A 26,410-nucleotide genomic window follows, 5' to 3' on the forward strand; every position below is an offset into this window, starting at 1 on the left:
GACCTTCGCAATATTCGTTAGCGATTTCGCGAGCGAGCTTCGGTATCTCGCGGTAAATATTCATCGTTGCGCAAAGGTGTGTAAGTGGGTCGTAATAATGTGCGTCAGCACCATTTTGCGTTAAAATAATATCCGGTTTAAAGTATGCGGCCACTTCTCTTACGACAGTTCGATAGGAATCTAAAAACGATTCGTCTTCTGTAAAAGCATCGAGTGGAACGTTAAAAGAATAACTATAGCCATTACCTTGTCCTCGTTCGTTTACAGCGCCAGTTCCAGGGAATAAATATCGACCAGTTTCATGTAGTGAAATGGTGCATACGTTAGGATCGTCATAAAAGGACCACTGTACACCATCACCGTGATGAGCATCTGTATCAATATATAAAACGCGTAAACCGTATTTCTTCTGAATATATTTCATTGCGATGGAACTGTCGTTATAAATACAAAAGCCAGATGCCTTGCCGCGGAAGCCGTGATGTAAGCCGCCACCTAAATTAAGCGCGTGCTTTACTTTTCCAGAAAGAACAGCGTCAACAGCTGTTAATGTACCGCCAACGAGTAATGCGCTTGCTTCGTGCATATTTGGAAACATCGGTGTATCTTCTGTTCCGAGTCCATATGTCATTGCAATTGATTTTTCTAACTTTCCTTCTCCAGCACGTTTTACCGCATTTATGTACTCCTCTGTATGAATGTAGGCAATCTCTTCATCTGTAGCCATCCGTGGTGAGATGATTTGAGAAGGAGAGATGAAACCACCCTTTTGTAATAAATCGTACGTAAGTGTGACGCGCAGTTGGTTAAAAGGATGATCAGGGCTAAATGAATAGCCCCGAAAGTCCTCCGAATAAATAAACGCGCTACTCATGCTTGCATCCCCATGATGTTTGGCCATAATACGCGGTAGCCTTCTGCTTCAAGTGCATCAATCACTTTTAGCGGATTCATCGTTTGAATGCGGAAAACGAGTACTTTATCATTCTCATCTTTTGCTGGATAGACGAGAACGCTCACGATATTTATTTGTAACTCACTAAAAATAGCAACGACTTTTCCGAGAATGCCAGGTTCATTTTTTACTTGAATTTCAATTTGTGAACTCGGTTGATGTGCTCCTGTTAATTTCACTAACGTGTGCAGTACAGTAGATTCAGAAATAATTCCAACTAACTTTCCTGCCTTTGTAACAGGAAGACAGCCAATTTTATTTTCAAAAAATAAAGTAGCAATTTCCTCAACAAAGTCGAGAGGATGGCAAGTCATAACAGGATGTTTCATAATCAGTTCGAGCGGTTGCTTCAGCATATCGAGTGAAACTTGTTCATCTAAAATAGACGGACTTGCATCTCTTACATCCCGATCAGAAATAATGCCTACGACATGATTATTTTGATCGACAATTGGAATGTGCCGAATGCCTTTCGTGCGTATCGTTCGGATTGCTGTTTCGATTGTATCGTTTGGATGTAGTGTCACCACATCTTGATTCATAATTTCTTCTACAATCATTCCAGTTGCCCCCTTTATTAATACATAAAACGATTGTGAAAACGTAGACGATCAAATGCTTGAATAGAATCCGTATCAACGCGTTTACCGATGCGGACCATTAAACAGTTAGCAGGATGTGAACAAATTTCAGGATCATCTGTAGCCATCCATTGTAACCCGCCAGCATTCATCATCTTTTCCATTACTTTTCGGTACTCCCAAACATTTAAGCCTGTTTGTTTCAAATCCCAGTGCCAATAATATTCAGTCGTCAATATAATGTAATCTTCCATATAATCGTCCATCATAGAAACCTCTAGTAAGTTCTTTCCGACAGAACTCCCGCGGAAGGCTGGGACCACTTCAATTGCCCCAAGCTCAATTAAGTTTTCCATTTTTCCTTCTGACCATCGTTCAAGTGGATCAGGATACAAGTATGTAACATATCCAACAATCGTTTGGTCATGTCTAGCAATAATGAGACGAGCTTCTGGCAATTTAGAAATTTCGACAATTGCTTTATATTGCTGCTCGGCAGGACGAAACGCAACTAAATCTGGATGAAATTCATACATTTCTAAGTTATGTGTAGAGACAGGCCCTTCAATAATTAAAGTGCCTTTCGCTGTTTTTAAGTTTCTAGCATTATATATTTTTTTATGGATCAATGTATTGCTCACCACCTTGAGGGTTTGTGAATCTATTCATATCGTACTTTATAATATATGCGATGTGAATCGAAATTTGTCATTAAAAATTTGTCTAAAAATCAACAAATATACTGAAAATTTTAAATAATGTTATTATAATAGATAATAGAATACATAGGAGGGGGATGTAAAGTATGAAAGTAGAAACGCTTCCTGTCATTAAAGGAGAAAATAATTTGCCGAATTATGATGAGGCATACGCGAATTTTAACTGGGAAGAGGTTAATAAAAACTTTACTTGGAATGAAACAGGCCGAGTGAATATGGCGTATGAGGCAATCGATAAGCATGCGAAATCCGATCGGAAGAATAAAGTAGCCCTTTATTATCAAGATGGATCTCGAAAAGAGAAGTATACATTTAAGGAAATGAAGGATTTTTCTAATAAAGCAGGAAATGTCCTAAAAAATTATGGCGATGTAGAAAAAGGCGATCGCGTTTTTATTTTTATGCCGCGTTCCCCAGAGTTATATTTCGCACTTCTTGGTGCAGTGAAGTTGGGAGCAATTGTTGGTCCGCTATTTGAAGCATTTATGGAAGGCGCAGTTCGCGATCGTTTAGAAGATAGCGAAGCAAAAGTGTTAATTACAACACCTGAATTGTTAGAGCGTGTACCATTAAATGATTTACCTGCTTTAAAAACAGTCTTTCTTGTTGGAGATAATGTAGAAGAAGGCGGTAAAACGGTAGCATTCAATCCTTTATTCGAACAAGCTTCAAAAGAATTACATATTGAATGGTTAGGCCGTGAAGACGGTTTGATTCTACATTACACGTCTGGTTCTACTGGTAAGCCAAAAGGTGTGCTTCATGCACAAAACGCAATGGTTCAGCACTATCAAACGGCGAAGTGGGTATTAGATTTAAAAGAAGACGATGTATATTGGTGCACAGCTGACCCAGGCTGGGTAACGGGAACTGCTTACGGTATTTTTGCACCGTGGTTAGTCGGAGCATCAAATGTTATTTTAGGCGGACGCTTTAGTCCAGAAGCGTGGTATGAAGCACTGCAAGATTACGGTGTAACAGTTTGGTATAGTGCACCAACAGCATTTCGCATGTTAATGGGCGCTGGACAAGATGCAATTAAAAAATACGATTTATCACAAGTGCGCCACGTATTAAGCGTTGGTGAACCGTTAAATCCAGAAGTAATTCGCTGGGGTATGAACGCATTTGGACTTCGTATTCATGATACGTGGTGGATGACAGAAACAGGTGGACAAGTTATTTGTAACTACCCTTGTATGGAAATACGTCCAGGTTCAATGGGGAAACCAATTCCAGGTGTAAAAGCAGCGATTGTTGATAATGAAGGAAATGAAGTGCCTCCATACACAATGGGTAACTTAGCAATTGGTAAAGGTTGGCCAGCTATGATGCGTGGAATTTGGAATAACAAGCAAAAATATGAGTCTTACTTTATGCCGGGCGATTGGTACGTATCAGGTGATTCTGCCTATATGGACGAGGATGGATACTTCTGGTTCCAAGGACGTATTGACGATGTAATTATGACGTCAGGTGAGCGCGTTGGTCCGTTTGAAGTAGAAAGCAAATTAATCGAGCATGCTGCTGTTGCAGAAGCTGGTGTAATTGGTATTCCTGATCCGGTGCGCGGCGAAATCATTAAAGCATTTATCGCGCTTCGAGCGGGATACGAACCATCTGAAGAATTAAAAGAAGAAATTCGTCAATTTGTAAAGAAAGGTCTAGCAGCTCATGCAGCGCCAAGACAAATTGAATTTAGAGATAAATTACCGAAAACGAGAAGCGGTAAAATTATGCGCCGCGTATTAAAAGCGTGGGAGTTAAACTTACCAACAGGTGACTTATCAACGATGGAAGATTAAGAGAGAAAGGTCTGAACGAAATAGTGTTCAGGCCTTTCTTTTTTCTTCCCTCTTTAACCTACATATAAAGAGGGAAGAAAATGAAAACAGAAAAAGAAAAAATGATACTAGGAGAAATATATATACCGACTGATCCAGTTGTATGAAAAGATGTGCCAGATCATGTAGTAGTTGGCGGAAATCCTGCAAAGATTATAAAAAAATAAAATAATATTTGAACGAAGTGCCTTCCTCGTCTGTATACATTTATGAAAGAATAGATGAGGGAGGCTTTTTTATGTCTAATAAATTACTTCTTACTTTTGCTTTAATTGGAGTTATGGTCGTATTTTCTTGTGGTTTGCTATTACCGATGCCAATCGGATTTAAAGTATCAATGATTACAGCTGGAGTTATGATGATTGTTATGTTTTCAATCATTATTCCATTTGATAGAAAACATATAGTAAGAAAAAATGGATATAAAATTGATTTTACGAAAACAAAAGTATATTTTCGCTGGAATGTATTTGATACGATTTCGGCTTGTCTTGCAGTGTATGCATGCATATGTGTGCAAGCATTAAATATTTTAGTTTCAACTGGCCATACAATTCAAAACCCGTACGTTCAATTTTTTACGAATCAATCGCAAGTATGGATTATTGTCGCAAGCTGCTATTTAATTTCCCGTATTTCATTAACGTTAAAAGGAATAAAGGAGATCAAAAACCATGGCGCAGATTGGGATTGAGGAAGAGCTCATGCTTGCGTATCAAAGTGGAGATAAGCAGGCTGGGGAAAAACTATACGTTTTAATCAAACCAGCGCTATACACATTTTTATATCGATTTAACCGAGATGAACAATTAAGTATCGATCTCGTGCAAGATACGTTTTTGACGTTAGAACGAAAGAAACATATGTATGAACTTGAAAAAGGAAAAATAAAAACGTATTTATTTCAAATCGGTTATCGTCTTATGATTAATAAATTAAATAGGAGAAAAAAGTGGCGTACGCTTTTGCCGTTTTTAGCGCCGATTCCGGAAAAAGAATTCTCTCACGAAGATCGGCTCACAGTAAGAGAAGCAATTTTGAAAGTTCCAGAAGAGCAAAGAGCGGTCCTAATCCTTTCTTATTATCATGATATGCAACAAAAAGAGATTGCAGAGGTATTAGATATTCCAGTCGGAACGGTGAAATCAAGACTCCATAACGGGATAAAGAAATTGAAACAATTGCTGGAGGTGGATGAAATTGAGCGAAAATCCCTTTAAGAGTGAATATAAGTTAAAGCAACATTTAGATAGTGATCATGTAGAAATACCGGACTTTCCAAAAACGGTAAGTCGCTTCGATCGATTAATCGGATTTCTTGGTTCTCCGGCGAAAGACCCTGTGGAAGCGACGATTGGGAATGATTTATCAGTTGTGTTTCATGTCTCGTTGCTAGTTGGAGTTCCAATTCTTTCTCTTATTACGATACTCTGTATGACGTTGTAAAGGATTGGCAAGAAGAGAAACTCGACCTCTATTTGACACGCCTATATAAATGATGGTATAAAGAAAAGTATATGAATAATTGAGCGTGGAAAGGGAGAAGTAGTGATCATTTCCCTGTTTTAGAGAGCTGATGGCCGGTGAAAATCAGCACATAGATGATCGCGAATTACGCCCCTGGAGCATCTTTTTTCGATTGAATTGTATTCAAAAGGGAAGAGACGGTGCTAAGCCGTTATGTAAATAAGGTGGTAGGCTTTTTTGGTCTGCAACTAGGGTGGTAACGCGATAATCAAAATCGTCCCTTATTTGAAGGGGCGATTTTTTTATGTTTTTAACCTTCACGCCAGTAATGAACTTAAAGGAGAGTATGTAGGATATGGGTATTTTACAAGATCTTGAATTTCGCGGTCTAATTAATCAGCAAACAGACGCTGAGGGCCTTGAGCAATTATTAGAAAAAGAAAGCGTTAAATTATACTGTGGTTTCGACCCGACAGCGGATAGCTTACACATCGGTCATATGTTACCAGTATTAATGTTACGTCGTTTCCAATTAGCTGGTCACCAACCAATCGCACTTGTTGGCGGTGGTACTGGTATGATCGGTGATCCAAGTGGTAAAAAAGCAGAGCGTACATTAAATACGAAAGATACAGTTGCTTACTACACAGAAAGCATTAAAAACCAACTTTCAAACTTCTTAGAGTTCGAAAACGTGGAAAACCCAGCAACAATGGCTAACAACTATGACTGGCTTGGTAACTTAGATGTCATTTCATTCTTACGCGATATCGGTAAAAACTTCGGTTTAAACTATATGTTAGCAAAAGATACAGTAGCATCTCGTTTAGAGACTGGTATTTCATTTACTGAGTTTAGTTACATGATTTTACAATCATACGACTTCTTAAACTTATACCAACACCATAATTGCCGCCTACAAATCGGTGGTAGTGACCAATGGGGTAACATTACAGCTGGTCTTGAATTAATCCGTAAATCAGAAGAAGATGCGAAAGCATTCGGTTTAACAATTCCACTTGTTACTAAATCTGACGGTACGAAGTTTGGTAAAACAGAAGGCGGCGCAATTTGGTTAGACCCAGAGAAAACAACTCCTTACGAGTTCTACCAATTCTGGATTAACACAGATGACCGTGATGTTGTTAAATACTTAAAATACTTTACATTCTTATCTCATGAAGAAATTCTTGAGCTTGAAAAGCAAGTAGCTGAAGCACCAGAAAAACGTGCAGCACAAAAAGCATTAGGTGCAGAAATGACAAAACTTGTTCACGGCGAAGAAGCATTAGAACAAGCGATTAAAATTTCAGCTGCATTATTCAGCGGTTCTGTAGCAGAACTAACTGCAAGCGAAATCGAGCAAGGATTCAAAGACGTACCATCTGTAGAACGTACTGCAGAAGATACAGTATTAATCGACTTACTTGTAGAAAGCAAAATCTCTCCATCAAAACGTCAAGCACGTGAAGATGTAACAAACGGCGCAATCTACGTAAACGGTGAGCGTACACAAGCATTAGACTACGTTGTAACAGAAAAAGACCGCATCGAAGGTAAATTCACAATCATTCGCCGCGGTAAAAAGAAATATTTCTTAATTCGTTACTAATCCGAAACGAATATAAACAAATAGTACCCCGAATTGTAGGCTGAAAAGTTTATGATTCGGGGTTTTTATGTATGGATTTAAAACGCCGCATCTTTTCTTTTAAATAGAATATAAAGAATTAATATGAGCATATAAAGTAAACTCACTAGCATAACGATAAATGCTGTTGGATAAAATTTTGCTGCGTATATAAAAAAATCGATTTGATAAATATCTTCGTAATTTGAAACGGTGCCTTTGAAGTAATTCGTAAACTTAGCGCTATATTTCCATTCATCAGGATCATCTATTAAATTACTTCCCTGATACCAATTAATAAGCGCGGAAGTAATAAACAACATACATGCACTGCCTAACTGAACCATTTGGTTTATTGTCAAAATGAATCAACCTCCTATTTTATGGTTATTATAGCGTGCATTCATATACTTGTAACCATTTTGTTGTAATCTCCTTTTCGAGTTCATACGGAAATCACATGTAAGCGGTATGATAAATGTATAACAACTAGAAAGGAGTGGTAAAACAAAATGTCACTAGAAGCGCTCATTATTTTTTCTTTGCTAAATGCGGGTCAGCTTGCAGAGAATTCGAAGGTGGATATACATAAAGAGCAGAAAGATGCTTATGTATATGTTCAGAAAGAGGAAAATAAATAATTTTATTTTATATATAAACGAAAAAAGCCAATCCACAGGATTGGCTTTTTGTCATTAACGAGAGTAGAACTCTACGATTAATGCTTCGTTGATTTCAGCTGGTAACTCAGCACGCTCAGCGTGACGAGTGTAAGTAGCTTCTAATTTGTCAGCATCGAAAGTTAAGTATTCTGGTACGAAGTTGTTAACTTCGATCGCTTCTTTAACAACAACAAGGTTGCTAGATTTTTCGCGAACGCTGATAGTTTGACCAGGTTTTACACGGTAAGATGGGATATCTACGCGAGCGCCATCAACCATGATGTGACCGTGGTTTACTAATTGGCGAGCTGCACGACGAGTGCGAGCTAAGCCCATACGGTAAACTAAGTTGTCAAGACGAGCTTCAAGAAGGATCATGAAGTTTTCGCCGTGCTTACCAGGCATTTTACCTGCTTGGTCAAATGTGCGACGGAATTGACGCTCAGTCATGCCGTACATGTGACGAAGTTTTTGTTTCTCTTGTAATTGTAAACCGTATTCTGAAAGTTTCTTACGTTGGTTAGGACCGTGAGGACCTGGTGCGTAAGGGCGTTTTTCTAATTCTTTTCCTGTGCCGCTTAGAGAGATTCCAAGACGACGAGACAGTTTCCAAGCTGGACCTGTATAACGAGCCATAGTTGACTCCTCCTTTAAAATGTTTTTATTTACGTAAAATAAAAACAGACGTAATCGATATTTACGGGCATTTTGTTTTCATGTACCTTCGCTCCAGCAGCAGGGAGTTACGAGATACACCTCCGTAGAGGAACAAAATACAAACGATAAACTCACATTACAAGGCTGCCTTTTTATTTTACACAAACGCTATTATATCTTTTACCCAGAGTTTCGTCAAGCGAGTACGTTTTTGTTTTATGCATATAAATTTTGGAAATGAACAAGAAGGAATTTAAAACGATATAAAAGAAGAGATAGAAACACAAATAAAACGCTTACATAAAATGAAGTAAAACGTTCATCAAAGTTTTAATGATGAATATGCGGCAATAAAAACATAAAAGGGGATGTTTTTATGAAAAAGAAGCATATGGAGACAGCGTTAATTCATCACGGTTATACATCAGAGGAACATAAAGGAAGTTTAACACCGCCTTTATTTCAAACGTCTACATTTACATTTGAGACTGCGCAGCAAGGAGAGGCAAGTTTTGCGGGAGTGGATCCATCTTATATTTACTCAAGACTTGGAAATCCGACTGTGAAATTATTCGAAGAACGTATGGCGGTGTTAGAAGGAGGAGAAGAAGCGCTTGCTTTCGGATCCGGTATGGCAGCTATTTCCGCAACGTTAATTGGTTTTCTAAAAGCTGGAGATCATATTATTTGTTCAAATGGATTATACGGCTGCACATACGGTTTTTTAGAAGTGTTAGAAGAAAAATTTATGATTACGCATTCGTTTTGTGATATGGAGACAGAGGCTGATATGGAAAATAAAATTCGCCCGAATACAAAGCTTATTTTCGTTGAAACACCGATTAATCCGACAATGAAATTAATTGATTTAAAACAAGTGATTCGGGTTGCGAAGCGAAATGGGTTACTTGTTATTGTTGATAATACGTTTTGTTCACCTTATTTACAAAGACCGCTTGAACTTGGCTGTGACGCGGTTGTTCATAGTGCGACAAAATATATTGGTGGTCACGGTGATGTTGTGGCGGGTGTAACAATTTGTAAAACGAAAGCGTTAGCTGAAAAAATCCGCCCGATGCGAAAAGATATCGGCGGTATTATGGCACCGTTTGACGCATGGTTATTGTTACGCGGATTAAAGACACTAGCAGTAAGAATGGATCGTCATTGTGATAATGCAGAAAAAATTGTATCGTTCCTAAAAAATCATGATGCGGTAGAAGGTGTTTGGTATCCAGAAGGAGAGTTAGCATCTCGCCAAATGAAACGTGGGGGCGGTGTTATATCTTTTTCAATTAAAGGCGGGAAAGAAGAGACGCAGGCGTTTATTAATGACCTTCACTTTATTACAATTGCGGTAAGTTTAGGAGATACAGAAACGTTAATTCAGCACCCAGCAACGATGACGCACGCCGCGATTCCAGCTGCGTTAAGACAAGAAATGGGCATTTATGATAATTTAATACGTTTATCTGTCGGTTTAGAATCGTGGGAGGATATTGTTTCTGATTTAGAGCAAGCGTTAAAGAAAATATCTACTGTTAGTAATCAATAAAAAAAGAGCTAGCTATCGGTTTTGTACGTCATGTACTTAATCGATAACTAGCTCTTTTTTGTTACATATGTTTTAGGAGTGTTTCCACAAACTTTTCTAAATAGCGCTGATCTACTTCGTCGAAACGGTTTTTTTCAGGGCTATCAATATCAAGTACACCAATGACATTCCCATCCTTAATAATCGGTACGACGATTTCTGAATTTGAAGCACTGTCGCAAGCGATGTGTCCTGGGAATTGATGAACGTCTGCTACAAGCTGTGTTGTTTTCGTTTCAGCTGCAACGCCGCAAACGCCTCGTCCAAATGGAATGCGCACGCAAGCAGGCATTCCTTGGAATGGTCCAAGAACAAGCTGATTTCCTTCTGTTACGTAAAAGCCAACCCAATTAACACGATCCAAAAATTGGTTTAATAATGCGGACGCATTTGATAAGTTTGCGACTACGTTTGATTCGCCAGTTAATAATGCATCCAGTTGTTTTATTACTGTCTCATATTGCTGCACGCGAGATCCTGTATAACTTTCTTTAGTAAACATGGAAACAGCTCCTTTTTTATCGAGATGTGTAAAATATTAGCAAAATACGATGTATTTCACATGACTTTGTCGATAGAAAATTAAAGGAATTTGTCTTAAAAGTCAAGAAATTTACACTATAGCTGTTCAGTGAGAGGAAGTGAGCGCATGAAACAGACGAAACAAAAAGTAATTGATGCGGCAATATCGTTGTTTAACACGAAAGGTTATGATGGAACATCGGTGCGAGACATTGCAAAGCGAGCGGATGTGAATGTAGCGAATATTTCATATTATTTTGCTGGAAAGCAAGGCCTATTAGAGCAGCTTATTACTAATTTTTTAGAAGGGTATATTCATGTGATTGAAACGTCCTTTGAACAGAGAGAATATTTGTCGGCTAAAGATGTGATGGTGCAAATGGTGCGCGGGATTTTACGATATCAATTTGATAATAGGGAGCTGACACGTTTCTTTTACCGAGAGCTGTCGCTTGATACGACATTAATTCGCGAAGTGATGACCGTTTATTTTTCTAAAGAAAGATATTATATAGAGCAAATGATTAGACAAGGACAAATGAAACAAGAATTTAAAAAGGTATCTTTTACAATGTTTATGACGCAATTAAAAGGCATGATGAATATGCCGTTTTTATATCCGCAATATATATCAGAAGTGCTACATTCTTTTCCATCTGAGACCTTTTTCTTAGAAATGTACACGAAAGAAATTGAACAATGGATAGAACAAACATTATGTATAACGAATATGTATTATGAATGGCCAAGAGCTGTTCATATGTGAAAAATCCCCACCTAACGAACTGAGGTGGGGATTTTTGTGCTTTCTTTTCTTTGCCATAAATTGTTGCATAATAGCGCGATAATTGTTAATGAGGCGCCCACAATTTCAATTTTGTCGACTGTATAACCTCGAAAGATGGAACCGATAAGTGCAAGTATAGGAACTAAATTCATAAATAATATGCCATTAATAGATGAAATATAGCGATTTCCTGCGTTCCAGCAAAATACTGCGATAACGCCTGCAATAATAGACATATATAAGAGTTCAAAACGAACGTTCATAATTGTCGATAGTGAAGGTACAGTAACGACGTTTGTATAAGTTAAAAAAGTGACGATAGTGATGAGTGAAATTGAGCCAAATAAACAAGTTAACGTCGTATACCTAAGTGGCGACCAAGATTGAAAACTAGCACCACCGTTTGTATAAATGACCCAGCAAGTAACGCCGCACAGCATAAGTATATTTGTTGAGAGATGGCTGGCAGCTCCAAATAATAAGTGAATATTTCCTTTTGAAATGACAAGCATAACACCGAATAATGCAACAAACATACAAAGGAATGTATAGTTTTGTGGGCGTTTATTTTTTGTTATCCACTGCAATAATAAAGCGATGAGTGGCATAAGAGACTGAATCATCGCGGCATGGATGGCTCCAGACGGTCCGGCAAGTTGTTGTCCATAGAAAACGAGAAAACCATATCCTGCGAAACCGACTGTTCCGTAAAAGAGTAACGAAAGTGTTTTCTTTTCTAAGCGGAGTGACTTTGTCCCTTCGGTAAGTAATAGCAGAATAAGAAAAATAATAGCTGCTGATCCATAGCGAATCGTTGTGAAGAAGAACGGATCGATAAACTGTAAGGCGTTTGCCATGACAGGAAACATAAATCCCCAAGCCGTTACGGCAAGTAAGCATAGGAGGGACCCGAGTAGCATTTGTTTTTTGTTCAAGAGTATCTTTCCCCTTTACATTTCGTTATAGTAAGTTGATGAAATAAGTATAAAGAGTAATTGTTTATAGAAGGAAATATCGATTTTTTATGACAGTTATAACTTTTTGTTAGAGGTGTGTACGATGGATCTAGAGGCAGTACGATCGTTTATTGAAGTGAAGAATACGCGAAGTTTATCAAAGGCGAGTAAGATTTTACATATTTCTCAGCCGGCGCTTAGTAAACAAATTCAAAGGTTAGAAGCGGATTTAGAGGTTACTTTATTAAAACGTTCCGCGCAAGGAGTCGAATTAACAAGTGCTGGAGAGTTATTCATAACAAGAATGTTACCGATTTTGGGACACATACATGAAGTGAAAGCCGAAATGAAGAAATTTCAAGAGAAGCGGAACATTTCTATAGGCATATTGCCAAGTTTAGCAGCACATTACATAGCGAAATGTAAAGATATATTAGGTGACGGGTTCGAAATAGAATGGAAAATTGAGCATACGAAAGTACTGATAGGACTTTTTAAAGAACGGAAGATTGAAGCGATGTTCATCGATTCAGTAGTAGAAGGTGCTACGTGTATAAAAGAAATACGAGAAGAAAAAATTGTGTGTGTCGTTTCAAATGATCATCTTTATAAAGAGAAAACAGTAATTCAAATGGAAGATTTGCAAAATGAAAAGTTAATCGTATACCCAGAAATCTGCGATGTAAGGAAAATGATTACGAATCTGTTTCAAGGGATAGGTGCGAAACCGATTATTGCATTTGAAACTTCTTATGCAGAACCGATGCTTGCGATGGTCAGTGCTGGACTTGGCATCACGTTACTTCCAGAAATAGCAGTAGAGCAAGCGGTAAGACAAGGAAATGTGCATGCGATTTCTATTGAACCGACAATTGTACGTAAAATATATTTCGCATCTCATATGGAAGAAGGCCCTTTGCTGCATTCATTTGATGATGAGAGGTAATCCAAACGGAATATTGAGAAAGATTACAATTGCATTGAAAGAAACATGAAATTTTAAAAAAACTAGGTCAAAAACAAACCATTACATGGTATGATTAGTACATTGTTAGTTGTTAAATATAGGGGAATTCCCTTTTTATACATAATGCCTTCCATTTCATAAACGGAACGGACAAAAAAAGAGATATAACTAGGAGGCTTTTTTGCATGGATTCTATCCTGACGATCGTTATCATTGTAGTAAGCTCTATTCTAGTGCTGCTCATGATAGAGCTTGTGATAAGAAATCGTTCATATAAAGATATTGAAGCACTTGAGCAGTGGAAACAAGAGATAAAAGATAAACCTGTGGCAGATGAACTAAAACGGGTGAAAGATTTAAATATGACGGGTCAAACAGAAGAACTGTTTGGTAAATGGCGTGAAGAATGGGATGAAATTGTATCAACAACCATTCCGAAAGCTGAAAAAGATTTAGCGCAAGCGCGAAAATTCGCCTCGCAATTCTCCTTCCGAAAAGCAAAGCATGCGATGAATGAATCCATAAGTGGTTTAGATGACGCTGATAATCGTATTACAGACATTTTAAATGAATTACAGCAATTGTTAGAAAGCCATGAAAAAAACAGCTCGGAAATCGAAGGGTTACGTGATACATATCGTAGTATGAAGAAGAGTGTTCTTGCTCATAGACATATGTATGGAGCAGCAGAGCAGAAAATCGAAGAGATGCTAGACGCTGAATCTGAGAAATTTAAAACCTTTGAAGAAGCAACAAACAATGGCGACTATTTAAAAGCGAGAGAAATTGTTATTAGTTTGGAAGAAGGTTTAGCAGATTTAGAAATCATTATTCACCAAATTCCAGATTTATTGGTAGAGTGTCAAGCGACGTTACCGGTTCAGTTGGAAGATTTATTACACGGACATAATGATATGGTAAGACAAGGTTATGTATTAGAGTATTTGGAAATTCCTAAAGAAGTTCGCGATATGAAGAAACAACTACAAATATGTTTAATGGATATACAGGAGCTTCACATAACAGAAGCGGCTGAAAAAGTAGAAAACTTAAAAACAAGTTTAGATAGCTTCTATGATCAACTAGAACAAGAAGTACATGCGAGACATTATGTGGAGCAAAAAACACTTTCTGTTTATGAAGACTTAGAAGAAATTCGCATTGAAACGATTGAAACAAAAGCAGAAACACAGCTCGTGAAACAAAGCTATCAGTTACAAGATAAGGACATTGAGTCTCAAAAAGTAATTGAAAAGCAAATGCACATTTTAATGAAACGTTTTGAAATGTTGCAATTACGGGTTGCGGAACAAGATATTGCCTTCTCTATTATTCGTGAGGAACTAGAAGAGATTTATGAGCAATGTGAAACATTAAAAGTACTTCATGCAGAATATAAAGAAATGCTGCAAACGATGCGTAAAGAAGAATTTGAAGCGCGTGAGAAGTTACAAGAAATGCGAAATACTATTTTCGAAACGAAACGCTTTATGCAAAAGTCGAATTTGCCAGGTCTTCCAGAGAGTATTATGGAAGATTTAAAAAGAGGACAAATGGCAATGCAAGCTGTATATGAACAATTAGAAGTGAAGCCGTTAAATATGAATGCTGTAAATAGCAGTTTAGAAGAAGCTTACACAACTGTTAATGGTGTTGCTGAAATGACAGAAGAGTTAATTGGACAAGCGTATTTAGTTGAAAAATTAATTCAATACGGTAATCGTTACCGCAGTCATGATGAAAACCTTGCAGAGAGCTTAAATTATGCGGAGAAATTATTCCGTGAATATCAATACGATGCAGCTTTAGAACAAGCGGCTTCTGTACTAGAGCAACTTGAGCCTGGCGTTGTTCAAAAAATAGCTGAATATGTAGACAATGAACAAACCCTTTCATAAGGGTTTGTTTTTTTGTGTAATTTTGCAGGCGATGTTGCTATAATGAATAGCGGAATACAGTAAGGTTATTCGTTTTAAAATATAACGGAACCTTTGAGTAGTCTTAGCGTAATGACACGTATTTGTGATATGATTATATGATGTGACAGCGCTGAAAGGGGAAGAACGATGATCTATTTTGATAATAGTGCGACGACAAAGCCATATCCAGAAGCTCTTCAATCGTACGTAACGGTTGCGGGGAAATATTTTGGGAATCCTTCTTCTATTCATTCGCTTGGAGGAGAGGCAGAGCGTCTATTAACACAATCAAGAACAATTGCAGCGCAGCTTCTTCACGTTAAGCCTTCTGAAATTATTTTCACATCAGGTGGAACGGAAGGGAATAACCTTGCGATTAAAGGAATAGCGATGAGGAATCGTTCGCGCGGTAAACATATCATTACAACAAATATTGAACACGCGTCTGTGTTTGAAGCATATAAACAATTAGAAGATCTCGGTTTTGATGTAACATATTTACCGGTTAATGAGCATGGTGTTGTATCGGTAGAGGATGTAAAACGAGCGCTTCGTGAAGATACGATTCTTGTGTCAATTATTCACGTGAACAACGAGACTGGAGCAATTCAGCCTGTTGCTGAAATTGGAACGTTATTATCGAATTATCCGAAAATAAGATTCCATGTGGACCATGTACAAGGGATAGGAAAAGTACCGCTTAATTTATACGCTTCTCATATTGATCTTTGCTCAATATCTGGACATAAATTCCATAGTGTAAAAGGAACGGGTCTTCTTTATGTACGTGATGGCGTAAGGTTAGATCCAATTTTATCAGGTGGTCAACAAGAGCTGAAGTATCGCTCTGGTACAGAGAACTTACCTGGCATTGTAGCGATGGTGAAAGCACTTCGCATGACAATGGAGCAAGTGAAAGAAAAGGTAGCTCATTTGCAAAGTTTACAAGCAGAGCTTGTTCGTTTCTTTAAAGAGATGGAAGATGTAACGATTAATACGTCGCTTGCATATGCAGCACCGCACATTTTAAATGTATCATTTGTAGGTTTAAAACCAGAAGTGGTCGTTCATGCTTTAGAAGAGCACGGTGTATATGTATCAACGAAATCTGCTTGTTCTTCAAAAGCAAATGAAGTGAGCAGAGTGTTAGTGTCAATGGGAGTACCACATGCCGCTGCTGCAAGTGCTATTCGCATTAGTTTAGCACCAGAAAACACGATGGAAGAAGTAAAGCAATTTGAAGGTATTGTGAAAGAGACGATGCCAAAATTATATGAAGTGATGAGGTAAAGGAATATGATGACATATGAATATATTTTAGTTCGTTATGGAGAGATGACGACTAAAGGTAAGAACCGTTCTAAATTTGTAAGCACATTAAAAGATAACGTAAAGTTCAAACTGAAAAAATTCCCAAATATTAAAATCGATGCAACACATGATCGTATGTATATCCAATTAAATGGCGAAGATCATGAAGCGGTATCTGAAAGATTAAAAGATGTGTTTGGTATTCATAAGTTTAACTTAGCGATGAAAGTACCATCAGAATTAGAAGACATTAAAAAAGGTGCATTAGCAGCTTTCTTACAAGTAAAAGGCGATGTGAAAACATTTAAAATTACTGTACACCGTTCTTATAAGCATTTCCCAATGAGAACGATGGAATTATTACCTGAGATTGGTGGACATATTCTAGAAAATACAGAAGATATTACTGTAGATGTTCATAATCCAGATGTAAATGTACGCGTAGAAATTCGCAGCGGTTATAGCTACATTATGTGTGATGAGCGTATGGGAGCTGGTGGTTTACCAGTTGGCGTTGGCGGAAAAGTAATGGTACTTCTGTCTGGCGGTATTGATAGCCCAGTAGCAGCGTACTTAACGATGAAACGCGGCGTATCTGTGGAGGCAGTTCACTTCCATAGCCCACCTTTCACAAGTGAGCGCGCAAAACAAAAAGTAATCGATTTAGCACAAGAGTTAACGAAATACTGTAAACGTGTAACACTTCACCTTGTTCCATTTACAGAAGTGCAAAAAACGATTAATAAAGAAATCCCATCTAGCTATTCAATGACAGTTATGCGCCGTATGATGATGCGTATTACAGAGCGTATCGCAGAGGAGCGTAACGCACTAGCAATCACGACTGGTGAAAGTCTTGGACAAGTAGCAAGTCAAACGTTAGATAGTATGCATACGATTAACGAAGTAACAAACTATCCAATTATTCGTCCGCTTATTACGATGGATAAATTAGAGATTATTAAAATCGCTGAAGAAATCGGCACATATGATATTTCAATTCGTCCGTACGAAGATTGCTGTACAGTATTCACACCAGCAAGCCCAGCGACGAAGCCGAAGCGTGAAAAAGCGAATCGTTTTGAAGCGAAATACGATTTCACACCATTAATCGATGAAGCTGTAGCGAACAAAGAAACAATGGTATTACAAACGGTAGAAGTAGTAGCGGAAGAAGAAAAATTCGAAGAACTTTTCTAAAACCATAAATTACCATATGTAAACCGTGTATGAAGTCATGTTATTTATCACACTCTATACTCACAAGGAGGTGATATAACATGTCACGTAGCACAAATAAATTAGCGGTTCCTGGTGCTGAATCAGCATTAGACCAAATGAAATACGAAATCGCTCAAGAGTTTGGTGTTCAACTTGGAGCTGATGCAACAGCTCGCGCTAACGGTTCTGTTGGTGGTGAAATCACTAAACGTCTAGTTTCACTAGCTGAGCAACAATTAGGCGGTTACCAAAAATAATCCCATATGATGGCTTAGAAAGAGCGGGTTCTCCCGCTCTTTCTTTTTTGTGTTGTGTCGCTATTTGTCGGTAAATTGATATATTTAATTTTTTGTTAATATATTCTAAGTTGTGTTCGATATATTCGACAGAACTAAAAAATTTGTCAAAAGATGAGGGTTCAAAATTGACAGAAAATTCTTTATTATATAAGGGAGGCATAAAGAAAAAGGAGGATGTTTATGAAGAGAGAGGAATTGTTGGCACCACCGTCTTATAATTTAGTTTCTGAAATAGAGAAATATACAGGTGATAAAGAGAAGCTTGCTTTAATTTGGCAAGATGATAAAGGGAATCGCCGAGAAGTTACATACGCGGAGTTAATGAAAGGTGCAAATAAAATTGGAAACGCTTTTATAAAGAGTGGTCTGCAAAAAGGGGACAAGCTCCTCATTATGATGCCGCGTTTAATTGAAGCATACATGACGTATATCGCTGCCATTAAAGCAGGATTTGTCGTAATTCCGAGTTCGGAAATGTTACGCAAAAAGGATATCGAATACCGCATTGGACATGGGGAAGTAAAAGCAATCGTAAGTTATGAGCCGTACATTGGACAGTTTGATGATATAGAAGCGATGGAATCTCTTCAAAAATTCGTTCTGAGCGAGCAGTCAGTAGATGGATGGATGAATTTAAAAACAGCGTTAGAAACAGAAAGTGACATGTTAGAAATGGCGAAGACAGATAAAGAAGATATGGTCTTTTTATCTTACACGTCAGGAACGACGGGAAATCCAAAAGGTGTTGTTCATACACATGCGTGGGCATACGCTCATTTACGTACGAGCGCTCCAAATTGGCTCGGAATTGAAGAGAATGATGTTGTGTGGGCAACAGCTAGTCCAGGCTGGCAGAAGTGGATTTGGAGTCCGTTTTTAGCAACTCTAGGCTCGGGGGCAACAGGATTTGTATACCACGGTAAGTTTGAACCAAAAACGTATTTAAATTTATTAGACGATAATAAGGTGAATGTGCTTTGTTGTACGCCGACTGAGTATAGATTAATGGCAAAAGTAGAAAATTTAAGTGAATACAATTTAGAAGCGTTACATAGCGCTGTATCCGCAGGTGAGCCGTTAAATAGAGAAGTCATTGAAACGTTCCAAAAGCACTTTCATATTACAGTAAGAGACGGCTATGGGCAAACGGAAAATACATTGCTTGTTGGTGTAATGAAAGGGATGGATATTAGACCAGGATCAATGGGGAAACCGACGCCGGGTAACCACGTTGATATTGTAAATGAGGAAGGTATTCCAGTGAAAGTAGGCGAAGTTGGTGATATTGCAGTTCACATTGAAACGCCGGCCCTCTTTAAACAATATTACAAAGACGATGAGCGTACAGCGATGCAATTCCGCGGTGATTATTATATTACAGGTGATAAAGCGAAAAAAGATGAAGACGGCTATTTCTGGTTTGAAGGGCGCGGTGATGATATTATTATTAGCTCTGGTTATACAATCGGGCCGTTTGAAGTAGAAGATGCGCTCGTAAAGCACCCTTACGTGAGAGAATGTGCGGTTGTCGCAAGTCCTGATGAAATTCGCGGAAGTGTCGTGAAGGCATTTATCGTATTAAGAGAGAATATAGAAAAGAACGAAGAAACATTAATTCCAATACTCCAACAACACGTCAAAGAACTTACTGCACCATATAAATACCCTCGCAAAATTGAATTTGTAGATGAACTACCAAAAACGATTTCTGGAAAAATCCGCCGTATTGAGCTTAGAAAACAAGAGATGGAGATTCCGTCAAAATAAATTTGAAAACAGTGAAGGAAATAGTTGAATGAAATGGCAAACAATGATAACATAAAAACGAACACAAGTTCGATTTTATAAATTGAAAAAAGAGGTGTCCGTATGATTTTAGGTATTAATCCGTACTTAGTTTTAGATGGTAGTGGGCAAGAAGCTGTACAGTTTTATAAAGAGGCGTTAGATGCAAAAGTGGAAGTCATGCAAACTTTTGGTGATATGCCTGAAAATCCAGAATACCCGGTTCCAGCTGAAGCGAAAGAACGCGTTTTACACGCTACTTTAAAAGTTGGTAATACGGATCTTATGATTTCTGATACATTCCCAGGTCAAGGGCATGCAATTGGATCTCAAGTAACAATCGCAATTCAAATTAGTAACGCAGAAAAAGCGAAAGAAGTATTCGATAAGTTACAAGAAGGTGGCGAAGTTATTATGCCCCTTCAAGAAACGTTCTGGAGCCCAGCATACGGACAAGTAAAAGATAAATTTAATATTGAATGGCAAGTTACAACGTCTACTACTGAACAAAAGTAATGTTTAGAAAAGCACCATGTTTTGAAATGGTGCTTTTTTTTATACAATAAAAAATAAAGGAGATGAAATATATGGGGGAAATTTGGTATGGTGGCAACATTTACACAATGAGAGAAGAAAATGAAAAAGTGGACGCTATTTACGTTGAAAACGGTATGATTGTTGATGTTGGAAGTAAAAAAGAGTTAGAAAACCGATATGCTGTGGCTAAATTGCGCGATTTAAAAGGCAAAACGATGATTCCAGGTCTCGTTGATAGCCATATGCATCTTATTGGTCACGGGGAGAGGTTACTTCGTTTAGATTTATCAAACTGCACATCTTATAGAGAAGTGCTGACTCTCGTTCGGAAGCGAGTAGAAGAAGCGCCGAAAGGTTCTTGGATTATCGGAGAGGGCTGGAACGAAAATAATTTTAAGGATACGAAAGATGTTCACGCGCGTGATTTAGATGAAATTTCGAAAGAACATCCCATTTTATTAAAGAGAGTTTGTCGCCATGTTACATGGGTGAACTCATACATACTGCAAGAAGCGAACATAACAGAAAAGGCAGAAGATCCAAAAGGCGGGAAAGTTGGACGGGACTCATTCAATAAATTAACAGGACTTTTATATGAACAAGGCCAAGAGTTAATCAAACATGTCCAGCCTGAAATTGATGAAGCCTACTTACAAAGTGCTTTGCAAACAGCAATTAAAGACTGCTGGCAATATGGACTCGTTGGCGGGCATACGGAAGATTTAAATTATTACGGTGGATTTAGAAAAACGCATAATGCGTTTTCTCATGTTATAAAAGAAATGCCATTTAAAGCACATTTACTCGTTCACCATGAAGTAGCACATGAACGAAAAGAATATGAAAATGAGCATTATATTGAGTTTGGGGCAATGAAAATTTTTTCTGACGGTTCTTTTGGCGGAAGAACAGCTTTATTAAGTGAACCGTATGAAGATGCGAGAGAAACAAATGGAGTTGCCATTTTCTCACGTGAAGAACTTGCGGAATTAGTGAAGAAAGCACGAGACTTACATATGCCAGTTGCGATTCATACTATCGGTGACTTATCGCTTGAATATGTCATTGATGCGCTTGAATTGTATCCGCCAGCAAAAGGATTACGCGACCGTATTATTCATTGTCAGCTAGCTCGTGAAGAGTTGATTGAAAGAATGAAAAACTTGCAAGCCATTATTGATATACAACCAGTCTTTGTTTCATCAGATTTTCCATCAGTCATTGAAAAACTAGGCGAGCACCGTCTTCGTTATGCGTATGCTTGGAAGACGTTACTGGAAGCGGGATTACACTGTAACGGGGGATCTGATGCTCCGATCGAGCAAGTAAATCCGTTTCTAGGCATATATAGCGCTGTTACACGTAGAAGTTTTATTGACGGTTTATGTTATATGCCAGAAGAAAGATTAACGGTATATGAGGCTGTTTCTTTATTTACAACAGGAAGTGCCTATGCAATCGGAAAAGAAGCGAAGCGAGGGCAAATTACAAAAGGATATGAGGCAGACTTTACAATATTAGACCGCGATATTTTTGAAATAGAGGCAGAGGAAATAAAAGAAGTACAAGCAGAGATGACCGTAATAGATGGCAAAGTCGTCTATAGAAAAGGTGCGTAAAAATATATGAGCGATTATCGGAATATATCGACCGTAACCTGAATTATATCAGCGATTATTGAAATATATCGACCGTAACCTGAATTATATCAGCGATTATTGAAATATATCGACCGTAACTCCAAATATATCAGCGATTATTAGAATATATCGACTTACCGACAAAAACTGACAAGAATATCGGCCGGATAGCGAGAGGTTGTTGCTCGCGCCAATCGGGGTAAATAAATAACCGTAGAATTATGGGCCACCATAATTCTACGGTTATTTTAATCTTATAAAAACGTTCTCTGTACTTTTTCCCAGAAAGAGTTGTTTTTTAATTTAACTGTTTTAATTTGTTTATCGCTTAAGCGTACAACAGCTTTTTCCACTTGTTTAATGCTAAGCGCTTCATTATCCATACCGATAACTGGATAATCGTTACCGTCTGGTCTTAGTTTTAAAGTTAATGTACGTTCGTGATTTAAAATGAACGGTGAACCAAGTGTACGGTATGTGTTGTTATTTAAAGATGCTAATTCACTTACTTGGAAGCAAGGGATAAGCGGGTCAACAACTGCACCACGTAACGATTTATTGTAAGCTGTACTTCCTGTTGGGGTAGAAACAACTAAACCGTCACCTCTAAAAGTTTCGAAATATAAATCATCAACGTGAACATCTACAACGAACGTTTTAATAATGCTAGAACGTAATGAGAACTCATTTAAACAATGGAAAGATGTGCTACCATCTACATCTACCTCAATTGTTGGATATTTTCGCACTTCAATTTCATTTTTTGTAATTTCTTGAAGGGCTGTATCAACGTGATCAATATGGAAATCGCAGTAGAATGAAATTTCATCTTTCGTAGAAATCCCTGCGTATAAGCAATCTTCCCTAAAACCAGTTTTACGAACGGCTTGTAAGAAAGTTGCATCATCTCCAACACTGACGATAGCGTTTGCATTTTTTGGATGATCTAATATGGTGAATCCATTCTCTTCTAAAATACGATAGATTGGTTTCATTTTTTCAACGAGCTTTGCTTTGTCATCACCATAAAAGAAAAATAAATTGCGACGATCTGCCATTATGTATCCCTCCACTGCAGTTAAATTTTCTATGCTTCGTGCTACATATCATTAGAGTCCGTTCCCTGACGATATGTTCAAATAATATATTTCGATATAAATTGTCAAAATACCTTTTTATTTTTAGAAAAATTTTTATATTCAATCTTATGAAACGCTGTTTAATGATGAATAAAGTTGTCGATAATGGGTACGGAGTGAAAGGATGATACGTATGAAGTGGCTCGTAATTGGAATAATAATTCTTCTCCTTTTTATTTTGTTTATACTATTGTCGAAAATAAAGCTTAAAGTGACATTTTTATATTCAGAAATGGAAAAGCAATGTTTGCTTCAAGTGAAAATATGGATGATTCGATATACATTTGATGTGTTGGAAAGAATTGAGAAACAGCAGAAGAAAACAGGACAAAAAATCGAAAAAGCTGAAGAGGACGGCGGACTAGACAATAAAATTATGGCACAACTTGATAGTATGGGGGAACTGATAAAAAAGCTTCAAGAAGTTCATACTATTGTTAAAGATTTTCTCAAACGAGTGAAAATCAATGGTTGGAAATGGCATACACAAATTGGAGCAGGCGACGCAGCTAGTACTGGAATTGTCACAGGATATGCATGGGGGACAAAAGGAATGGCTGCTGGAGTTGTAGGACAATATATGCATATTGTCGACGTACCAGAATTTGAAATTACTCCTGTTTTTCAAGGGAAAGGATTTGCATCAAGATGTGAGTTAACAGCATCTTTTCGTATATTCCGTACTATAAAAACAGCGGTGAAATTACTCGTGTTTATGAGAAGACAAAGATCTGGTACGACAGAAAAATCTGTTCAAGCATAGGGGGGATATAGAATGGACCATCCAATTCAAGGTTTAATGACAACTGCAATGCAGCATTTAAAACAAATGACTGATGTAAATACAATTGTCGGCGATCCAATTAAAGCTGCTGATGGAAGTGTAATTCTTACCGTTTCAAAAGTTAGCTTCGGATTTGCGGCTGGTGGAAGTGAATTTGGTAAAATAGAACATTCAGGCCGCCATCCATTTGGCGGGGGAAGCGGTGGAGGAGTTTCTATTAATCCTGTTGCTTTTCTTGTTATAAATGGAGAAGGCGTAAAAGTGTTGCACTTAGATAAGCAAACACACGTCATCGATAAAATAATTGAATTAGCGCCACAAGCTGTTGATAAAGTGAAAGAAATGATGGATAAACGAAAAGAAGACGATCCTGAATTTCAAATTTAACGAATAAAGAAGCTGATCAATAGATTAGCTTCTTTAATTTTTTTGTAAATAAAGCGATTTTATTTGCATTATCGATAGGGACAAACTATCATTTACATTGTACATATTTTGTTTAAATAAGGGAGGATTTTCAAGTGGCAAACGTAACTTTTAAAGGTAACCCAATGACTTTAGTTGGAACAGAAGTTAAAGTTGGCGATCAAGCGCCAAACTTCCAAGTGTTAGCAAATGACTTATCTCCAGTAAGTTTAGAAACATACAAAGGTGAAGTGAAATTAATTAGTGTTGTACCTTCTATCGACACAGGTGTATGTGATGCACAAACACGTCGTTTTAACCAAGATGCAGCAGGTATTGAAAACGCGAAAGTATTAACGATTAGCGCTGACTTACCATTCGCTCAAAAACGTTGGTGTGCAGCAAACGGTTTAGAAAATGTTGTTACACTTTCTGACCACCGTGACCTTTCATTCGGTGAAGCTTACGGCTTAGTAATGAAAGAGCTTCGTTTACTTGCTCGTGCAGTATTCGTAGTAGATAGCAATGACAAAGTAGTTTACGTAGAATACGTAAGCGAAGGTACAAGCCATCCAAACTATGAAGCAGCATTAGAAGCAGCAAAAGCTGCAAAATAATGTGAACGAAGATGACCTCTTTGTAAGAGGTCGTCTTCTCTCATATATTGCTATATGGAATCGATATACGAGAGAAGACGTTACATCATACATCACTAAAAAGGGAGCTCTTAAAAAGAGGTCGCTTTTTCTTTTGGAAAAAAATCAGATTATGGTATGATATAAGTTATGTGTAAAAGAGAGAAGGAGGAATGTACGTGAGTCAGACAGTAGAAACTTTATTTTCTATTTTTGATTCTTCTGCGGTAGTTTTACGTAAAGAATTAGATGTAACATATTTAGAGGCGCTTGTAGAAACAGGGGATAACTTGTTTGAAGGAGCGATTTTACAAGAGGAATTATCAGAATCAGCAATTGAAAGGCTGAATCGTGAATATAGTACGTTTAATGAAGAAACATATAAAGGTGAAGAAATTCGTAAAGCATTTCAGTTAGCCATCTTAAAAGGAATGAAGGAAGGCGTACAAGCGAATCACGAAATGACGCCTGATGCAGTTGGTATGTTCATGAGTTACTTATTCCATAAATTTATGAAGGGTCAAAATGAAATTACTGTGTTAGACCCTGCAATTGGAACAGGTAACTTGATGACGACAGTTTTCAATAGTGCTCAAGAAAACGTTACGATGAGTGGATTTGGTGTAGAAGTGGACGAAGTGCTAATTAAACTTGCTTTAGTAAATGCGAATTTACAAAAGCATGCAATCGAATTCTTCCATCAAGATGGACTAGCACCGCTTTATATCGATCCAGTTGATGCAGTCGTTTCAGACTTACCGGTTGGTTACTATCCAAATGAAATCGGTGCAAGTGAATATAAGTTAAAAGCAGATGAAGGAATGTCATATGCCCACCACCTATTTATTGAACAAAGTGTGAAGCATACGAAAGAAGGCGGATACTTATTCTTCCTAGTACCGAACTTCATTTTTGAAAGTGATCAAGCACCGAAATTACATGCATTTATTAAAGAAACATGCTTTATTCAGGGGTTATTACAGCTACCTGTTTCCATGTTTAAAAACGAGAAAAATGCAAAAAGTATATTTGTTCTCCAAAAGAAAGGTCCTAGTGTAACGATGCCAAAACAGGCGTTATTAGTGGAGTTACCTAAATTCTCCAACATGAAGGCGATGGAGGACATTATGGACCAATTAAATACTTGGTTTGCAACGCATAAATAAGGCTAGGTATATGTAACAGGGTTAGTAATTCATGTAGTACAGTTTTATATGATATGTCATATTTTTAAATATATACAAGATTTAACTGAATTTTTTTGAAATCTGTAATATATTTTTTTTCTTGGTGTTACAATTTTTTCACTTGAAATATATGTCGTACGATGTTTAAATTAAAATCGTGAGTATAAAATTTACTAATGATGAAACGTTTTCATATTTAGTAAATTT

At 37.5% G+C, this 26,410-nt stretch carries 28 protein-coding genes and 1 other annotated feature; of the genes, 20 read left to right on the forward strand and 8 right to left on the reverse strand.

Translation table 11 applies throughout. The features are described from left to right. The 3 genes from acuC to acuA form a co-directional block, all read right to left on the reverse strand. Positions 1-874 (reverse strand): acetoin utilization protein AcuC (gene acuC / locus BAQ46_RS12810; protein WP_071742010.1); only part of this gene is annotated, 874 nt, incomplete at its 3' end. Beyond that, complete coding sequence (locus BAQ46_RS12815; RefSeq protein ID WP_000634568.1) at positions 871-1,515, reverse strand: acetoin utilization AcuB family protein; 645 nt, start codon at positions 1,513-1,515, stop codon at positions 871-873. The genes acuC and BAQ46_RS12815, both read right to left, overlap by 4 nt. Positions 1,516-1,532: 17 nt before the next feature. Then, positions 1,533-2,165 carry an acetoin utilization protein acetyltransferase AcuA gene (gene acuA, locus BAQ46_RS12820; RefSeq protein ID WP_000581400.1) on the reverse strand — a complete coding sequence of 211 codons (633 nt, stop codon included), beginning with the start codon at positions 2,163-2,165 and terminating at the stop codon, positions 1,533-1,535. 176 nt (positions 2,166-2,341) lie between these two features. On the opposite strand from acuA, the gene acsA reads away from it, so the two are divergent. From acsA to tyrS, 5 genes are all read left to right on the forward strand, one after another. After that, the gene (gene acsA, locus BAQ46_RS12825; protein WP_000862052.1) at positions 2,342-4,060 is read left to right on the forward strand and encodes an acetate--CoA ligase; all 1,719 of its coding nucleotides are present in this window, start codon (positions 2,342-2,344) and stop codon (positions 4,058-4,060) included. Positions 4,061-4,337: 277 nt separating this feature from the next. Further along, positions 4,338-4,793, forward strand: a complete 456-nt coding sequence (locus tag BAQ46_RS12835) for a hypothetical protein (RefSeq protein WP_061132045.1) — start codon at positions 4,338-4,340, stop codon at positions 4,791-4,793. Then, positions 4,774-5,319: an RNA polymerase sigma factor gene (locus tag BAQ46_RS12840; protein ID WP_048557724.1), complete on the forward strand. Its 546-nt coding sequence runs from the start codon at positions 4,774-4,776 to the stop codon at positions 5,317-5,319. Before BAQ46_RS12835 ends, BAQ46_RS12840 begins: the two co-directional genes overlap by 20 nt. Beyond that, complete coding sequence (locus tag BAQ46_RS12845; protein WP_061132046.1) at positions 5,300-5,545, forward strand: hypothetical protein; 246 nt, start codon at positions 5,300-5,302, stop codon at positions 5,543-5,545. Before BAQ46_RS12840 ends, BAQ46_RS12845 begins: the two co-directional genes overlap by 20 nt. Positions 5,546-5,622: 77 nt before the next feature. Further along, positions 5,623-5,851 (forward strand) — a binding site (T-box leader). A gap of 70 nt (positions 5,852-5,921) precedes the next feature. Further along, positions 5,922-7,178 carry a tyrosine--tRNA ligase gene (tyrS, locus tag BAQ46_RS12850; protein WP_000512096.1) on the forward strand — a complete coding sequence of 419 codons (1,257 nt, stop codon included), beginning with the start codon at positions 5,922-5,924 and terminating at the stop codon, positions 7,176-7,178. Positions 7,179-7,255: 77 nt separating this feature from the next. Here the strand turns inward: tyrS and BAQ46_RS12855 are convergent, their stop codons facing one another. Next, positions 7,256-7,558: a YjdJ family protein gene (locus tag BAQ46_RS12855; RefSeq protein ID WP_000154634.1), complete on the reverse strand. Its 303-nt coding sequence runs from the start codon at positions 7,556-7,558 to the stop codon at positions 7,256-7,258. Between the two features lie 150 nt (positions 7,559-7,708). Between BAQ46_RS12855 and BAQ46_RS12860 the strand changes: the two genes are divergently transcribed. Then, positions 7,709-7,837: a hypothetical protein gene (locus BAQ46_RS12860; RefSeq protein WP_000050940.1), complete on the forward strand. Its 129-nt coding sequence runs from the start codon at positions 7,709-7,711 to the stop codon at positions 7,835-7,837. A 54-nt stretch (positions 7,838-7,891) separates the two neighbouring features. On the opposite strand, the gene rpsD is transcribed toward BAQ46_RS12860, so the two are convergent. Continuing rightward, entirely contained in the window at positions 7,892-8,494 is a 603-nt protein-coding gene (gene rpsD / locus BAQ46_RS12865; RefSeq protein ID WP_000135319.1) for a 30S ribosomal protein S4, read from the reverse strand. Between the two features lie 397 nt (positions 8,495-8,891). Here rpsD and megL point away from each other — a divergent pair, with 397 nt between their 5' ends. Further along, a complete protein-coding gene (gene megL / locus BAQ46_RS12870) occupies positions 8,892-10,070 on the forward strand; it encodes a methionine gamma-lyase (protein ID WP_000726590.1) in 1,179 nt (392 codons plus the stop codon). A 61-nt stretch (positions 10,071-10,131) separates the two neighbouring features. Here megL and BAQ46_RS12875 read toward each other — a convergent pair whose 3' ends face one another. Further along, positions 10,132-10,611: a GAF domain-containing protein gene (locus BAQ46_RS12875; RefSeq protein WP_000494346.1), complete on the reverse strand. Its 480-nt coding sequence runs from the start codon at positions 10,609-10,611 to the stop codon at positions 10,132-10,134. A gap of 147 nt (positions 10,612-10,758) precedes the next feature. Between BAQ46_RS12875 and refZ the strand changes: the two genes are divergently transcribed. Continuing rightward, a complete protein-coding gene (refZ, locus tag BAQ46_RS12880; RefSeq protein WP_000814932.1) occupies positions 10,759-11,397 on the forward strand; it encodes a forespore capture DNA-binding protein RefZ in 639 nt (212 codons plus the stop codon). Between the two features lie 11 nt (positions 11,398-11,408). Here the strand turns inward: refZ and BAQ46_RS12885 are convergent, their stop codons facing one another. Next, a complete protein-coding gene (locus tag BAQ46_RS12885) occupies positions 11,409-12,353 on the reverse strand; it encodes a DMT family transporter (RefSeq protein ID WP_071742011.1) in 945 nt (314 codons plus the stop codon). A 124-nt stretch (positions 12,354-12,477) separates the two neighbouring features. On the opposite strand from BAQ46_RS12885, the gene BAQ46_RS12890 reads away from it, so the two are divergent. The 8 genes from BAQ46_RS12890 to BAQ46_RS12925 all read left to right on the forward strand — a co-directional run bounded on the left by BAQ46_RS12890 (position 12,478) and on the right by BAQ46_RS12925 (position 22,032). After that, positions 12,478-13,320: a LysR family transcriptional regulator gene (locus tag BAQ46_RS12890; protein WP_071742012.1), complete on the forward strand. Its 843-nt coding sequence runs from the start codon at positions 12,478-12,480 to the stop codon at positions 13,318-13,320. A gap of 206 nt (positions 13,321-13,526) precedes the next feature. Next, a complete protein-coding gene (gene ezrA / locus BAQ46_RS12895; protein WP_000377297.1) occupies positions 13,527-15,239 on the forward strand; it encodes a septation ring formation regulator EzrA in 1,713 nt (570 codons plus the stop codon). Positions 15,240-15,407: 168 nt separating this feature from the next. Further along, positions 15,408-16,550: a cysteine desulfurase family protein gene (locus BAQ46_RS12900; protein ID WP_000638965.1), complete on the forward strand. Its 1,143-nt coding sequence runs from the start codon at positions 15,408-15,410 to the stop codon at positions 16,548-16,550. 6 nt (positions 16,551-16,556) lie between these two features. Further along, positions 16,557-17,771 (forward strand): tRNA uracil 4-sulfurtransferase ThiI, encoded by a 1,215-nt coding sequence (gene thiI / locus BAQ46_RS12905; RefSeq protein WP_000989282.1) that lies wholly within the window; start codon positions 16,557-16,559, stop codon positions 17,769-17,771. A gap of 80 nt (positions 17,772-17,851) precedes the next feature. Then, positions 17,852-18,049, forward strand: a complete 198-nt coding sequence (locus BAQ46_RS12910) for an alpha/beta-type small acid-soluble spore protein (protein ID WP_000091640.1) — start codon at positions 17,852-17,854, stop codon at positions 18,047-18,049. Positions 18,050-18,271: 222 nt separating this feature from the next. Continuing rightward, complete coding sequence (mbcS, locus tag BAQ46_RS12915) at positions 18,272-19,858, forward strand: acyl-CoA synthetase MbcS (protein WP_000817751.1); 1,587 nt, start codon at positions 18,272-18,274, stop codon at positions 19,856-19,858. 102 nt (positions 19,859-19,960) lie between these two features. Continuing rightward, positions 19,961-20,392, forward strand: a complete 432-nt coding sequence (locus BAQ46_RS12920) for a VOC family protein (protein WP_000600363.1) — start codon at positions 19,961-19,963, stop codon at positions 20,390-20,392. 71 nt (positions 20,393-20,463) lie between these two features. After that, positions 20,464-22,032 (forward strand): amidohydrolase, encoded by a 1,569-nt coding sequence (locus BAQ46_RS12925; protein WP_071742013.1) that lies wholly within the window; start codon positions 20,464-20,466, stop codon positions 22,030-22,032. 275 nt (positions 22,033-22,307) lie between these two features. On the opposite strand, the gene BAQ46_RS12930 is transcribed toward BAQ46_RS12925, so the two are convergent. Then, positions 22,308-23,111, reverse strand: a complete 804-nt coding sequence (locus BAQ46_RS12930; protein WP_000785168.1) for an NAD kinase — start codon at positions 23,109-23,111, stop codon at positions 22,308-22,310. A gap of 205 nt (positions 23,112-23,316) precedes the next feature. On the opposite strand from BAQ46_RS12930, the gene BAQ46_RS12935 reads away from it, so the two are divergent. The 4 genes from BAQ46_RS12935 (at position 23,317) to BAQ46_RS12950 (ending at position 26,182) form a co-directional block, all read left to right on the forward strand. After that, the gene (locus BAQ46_RS12935) at positions 23,317-23,955 is read left to right on the forward strand and encodes a DUF2953 domain-containing protein (RefSeq protein ID WP_000620650.1); all 639 of its coding nucleotides are present in this window, start codon (positions 23,317-23,319) and stop codon (positions 23,953-23,955) included. Positions 23,956-23,967: 12 nt separating this feature from the next. Then, positions 23,968-24,363 (forward strand): GerW family sporulation protein, encoded by a 396-nt coding sequence (ytfJ, locus tag BAQ46_RS12940; RefSeq protein ID WP_000350002.1) that lies wholly within the window; start codon positions 23,968-23,970, stop codon positions 24,361-24,363. A gap of 134 nt (positions 24,364-24,497) precedes the next feature. Then, positions 24,498-24,998 carry a thiol peroxidase gene (gene tpx, locus BAQ46_RS12945; RefSeq protein WP_000024528.1) on the forward strand — a complete coding sequence of 167 codons (501 nt, stop codon included), beginning with the start codon at positions 24,498-24,500 and terminating at the stop codon, positions 24,996-24,998. A 197-nt stretch (positions 24,999-25,195) separates the two neighbouring features. Then, positions 25,196-26,182 (forward strand): class I SAM-dependent methyltransferase, encoded by a 987-nt coding sequence (locus tag BAQ46_RS12950; RefSeq protein ID WP_000084357.1) that lies wholly within the window; start codon positions 25,196-25,198, stop codon positions 26,180-26,182. Positions 26,183-26,410 lie beyond the last annotated feature (228 nt).

The organism is Bacillus paranthracis (genome assembly GCF_001883995.1).
Lineage (GTDB): Bacteria > Bacillota > Bacilli > Bacillales > Bacillaceae_G > Bacillus_A > Bacillus_A paranthracis.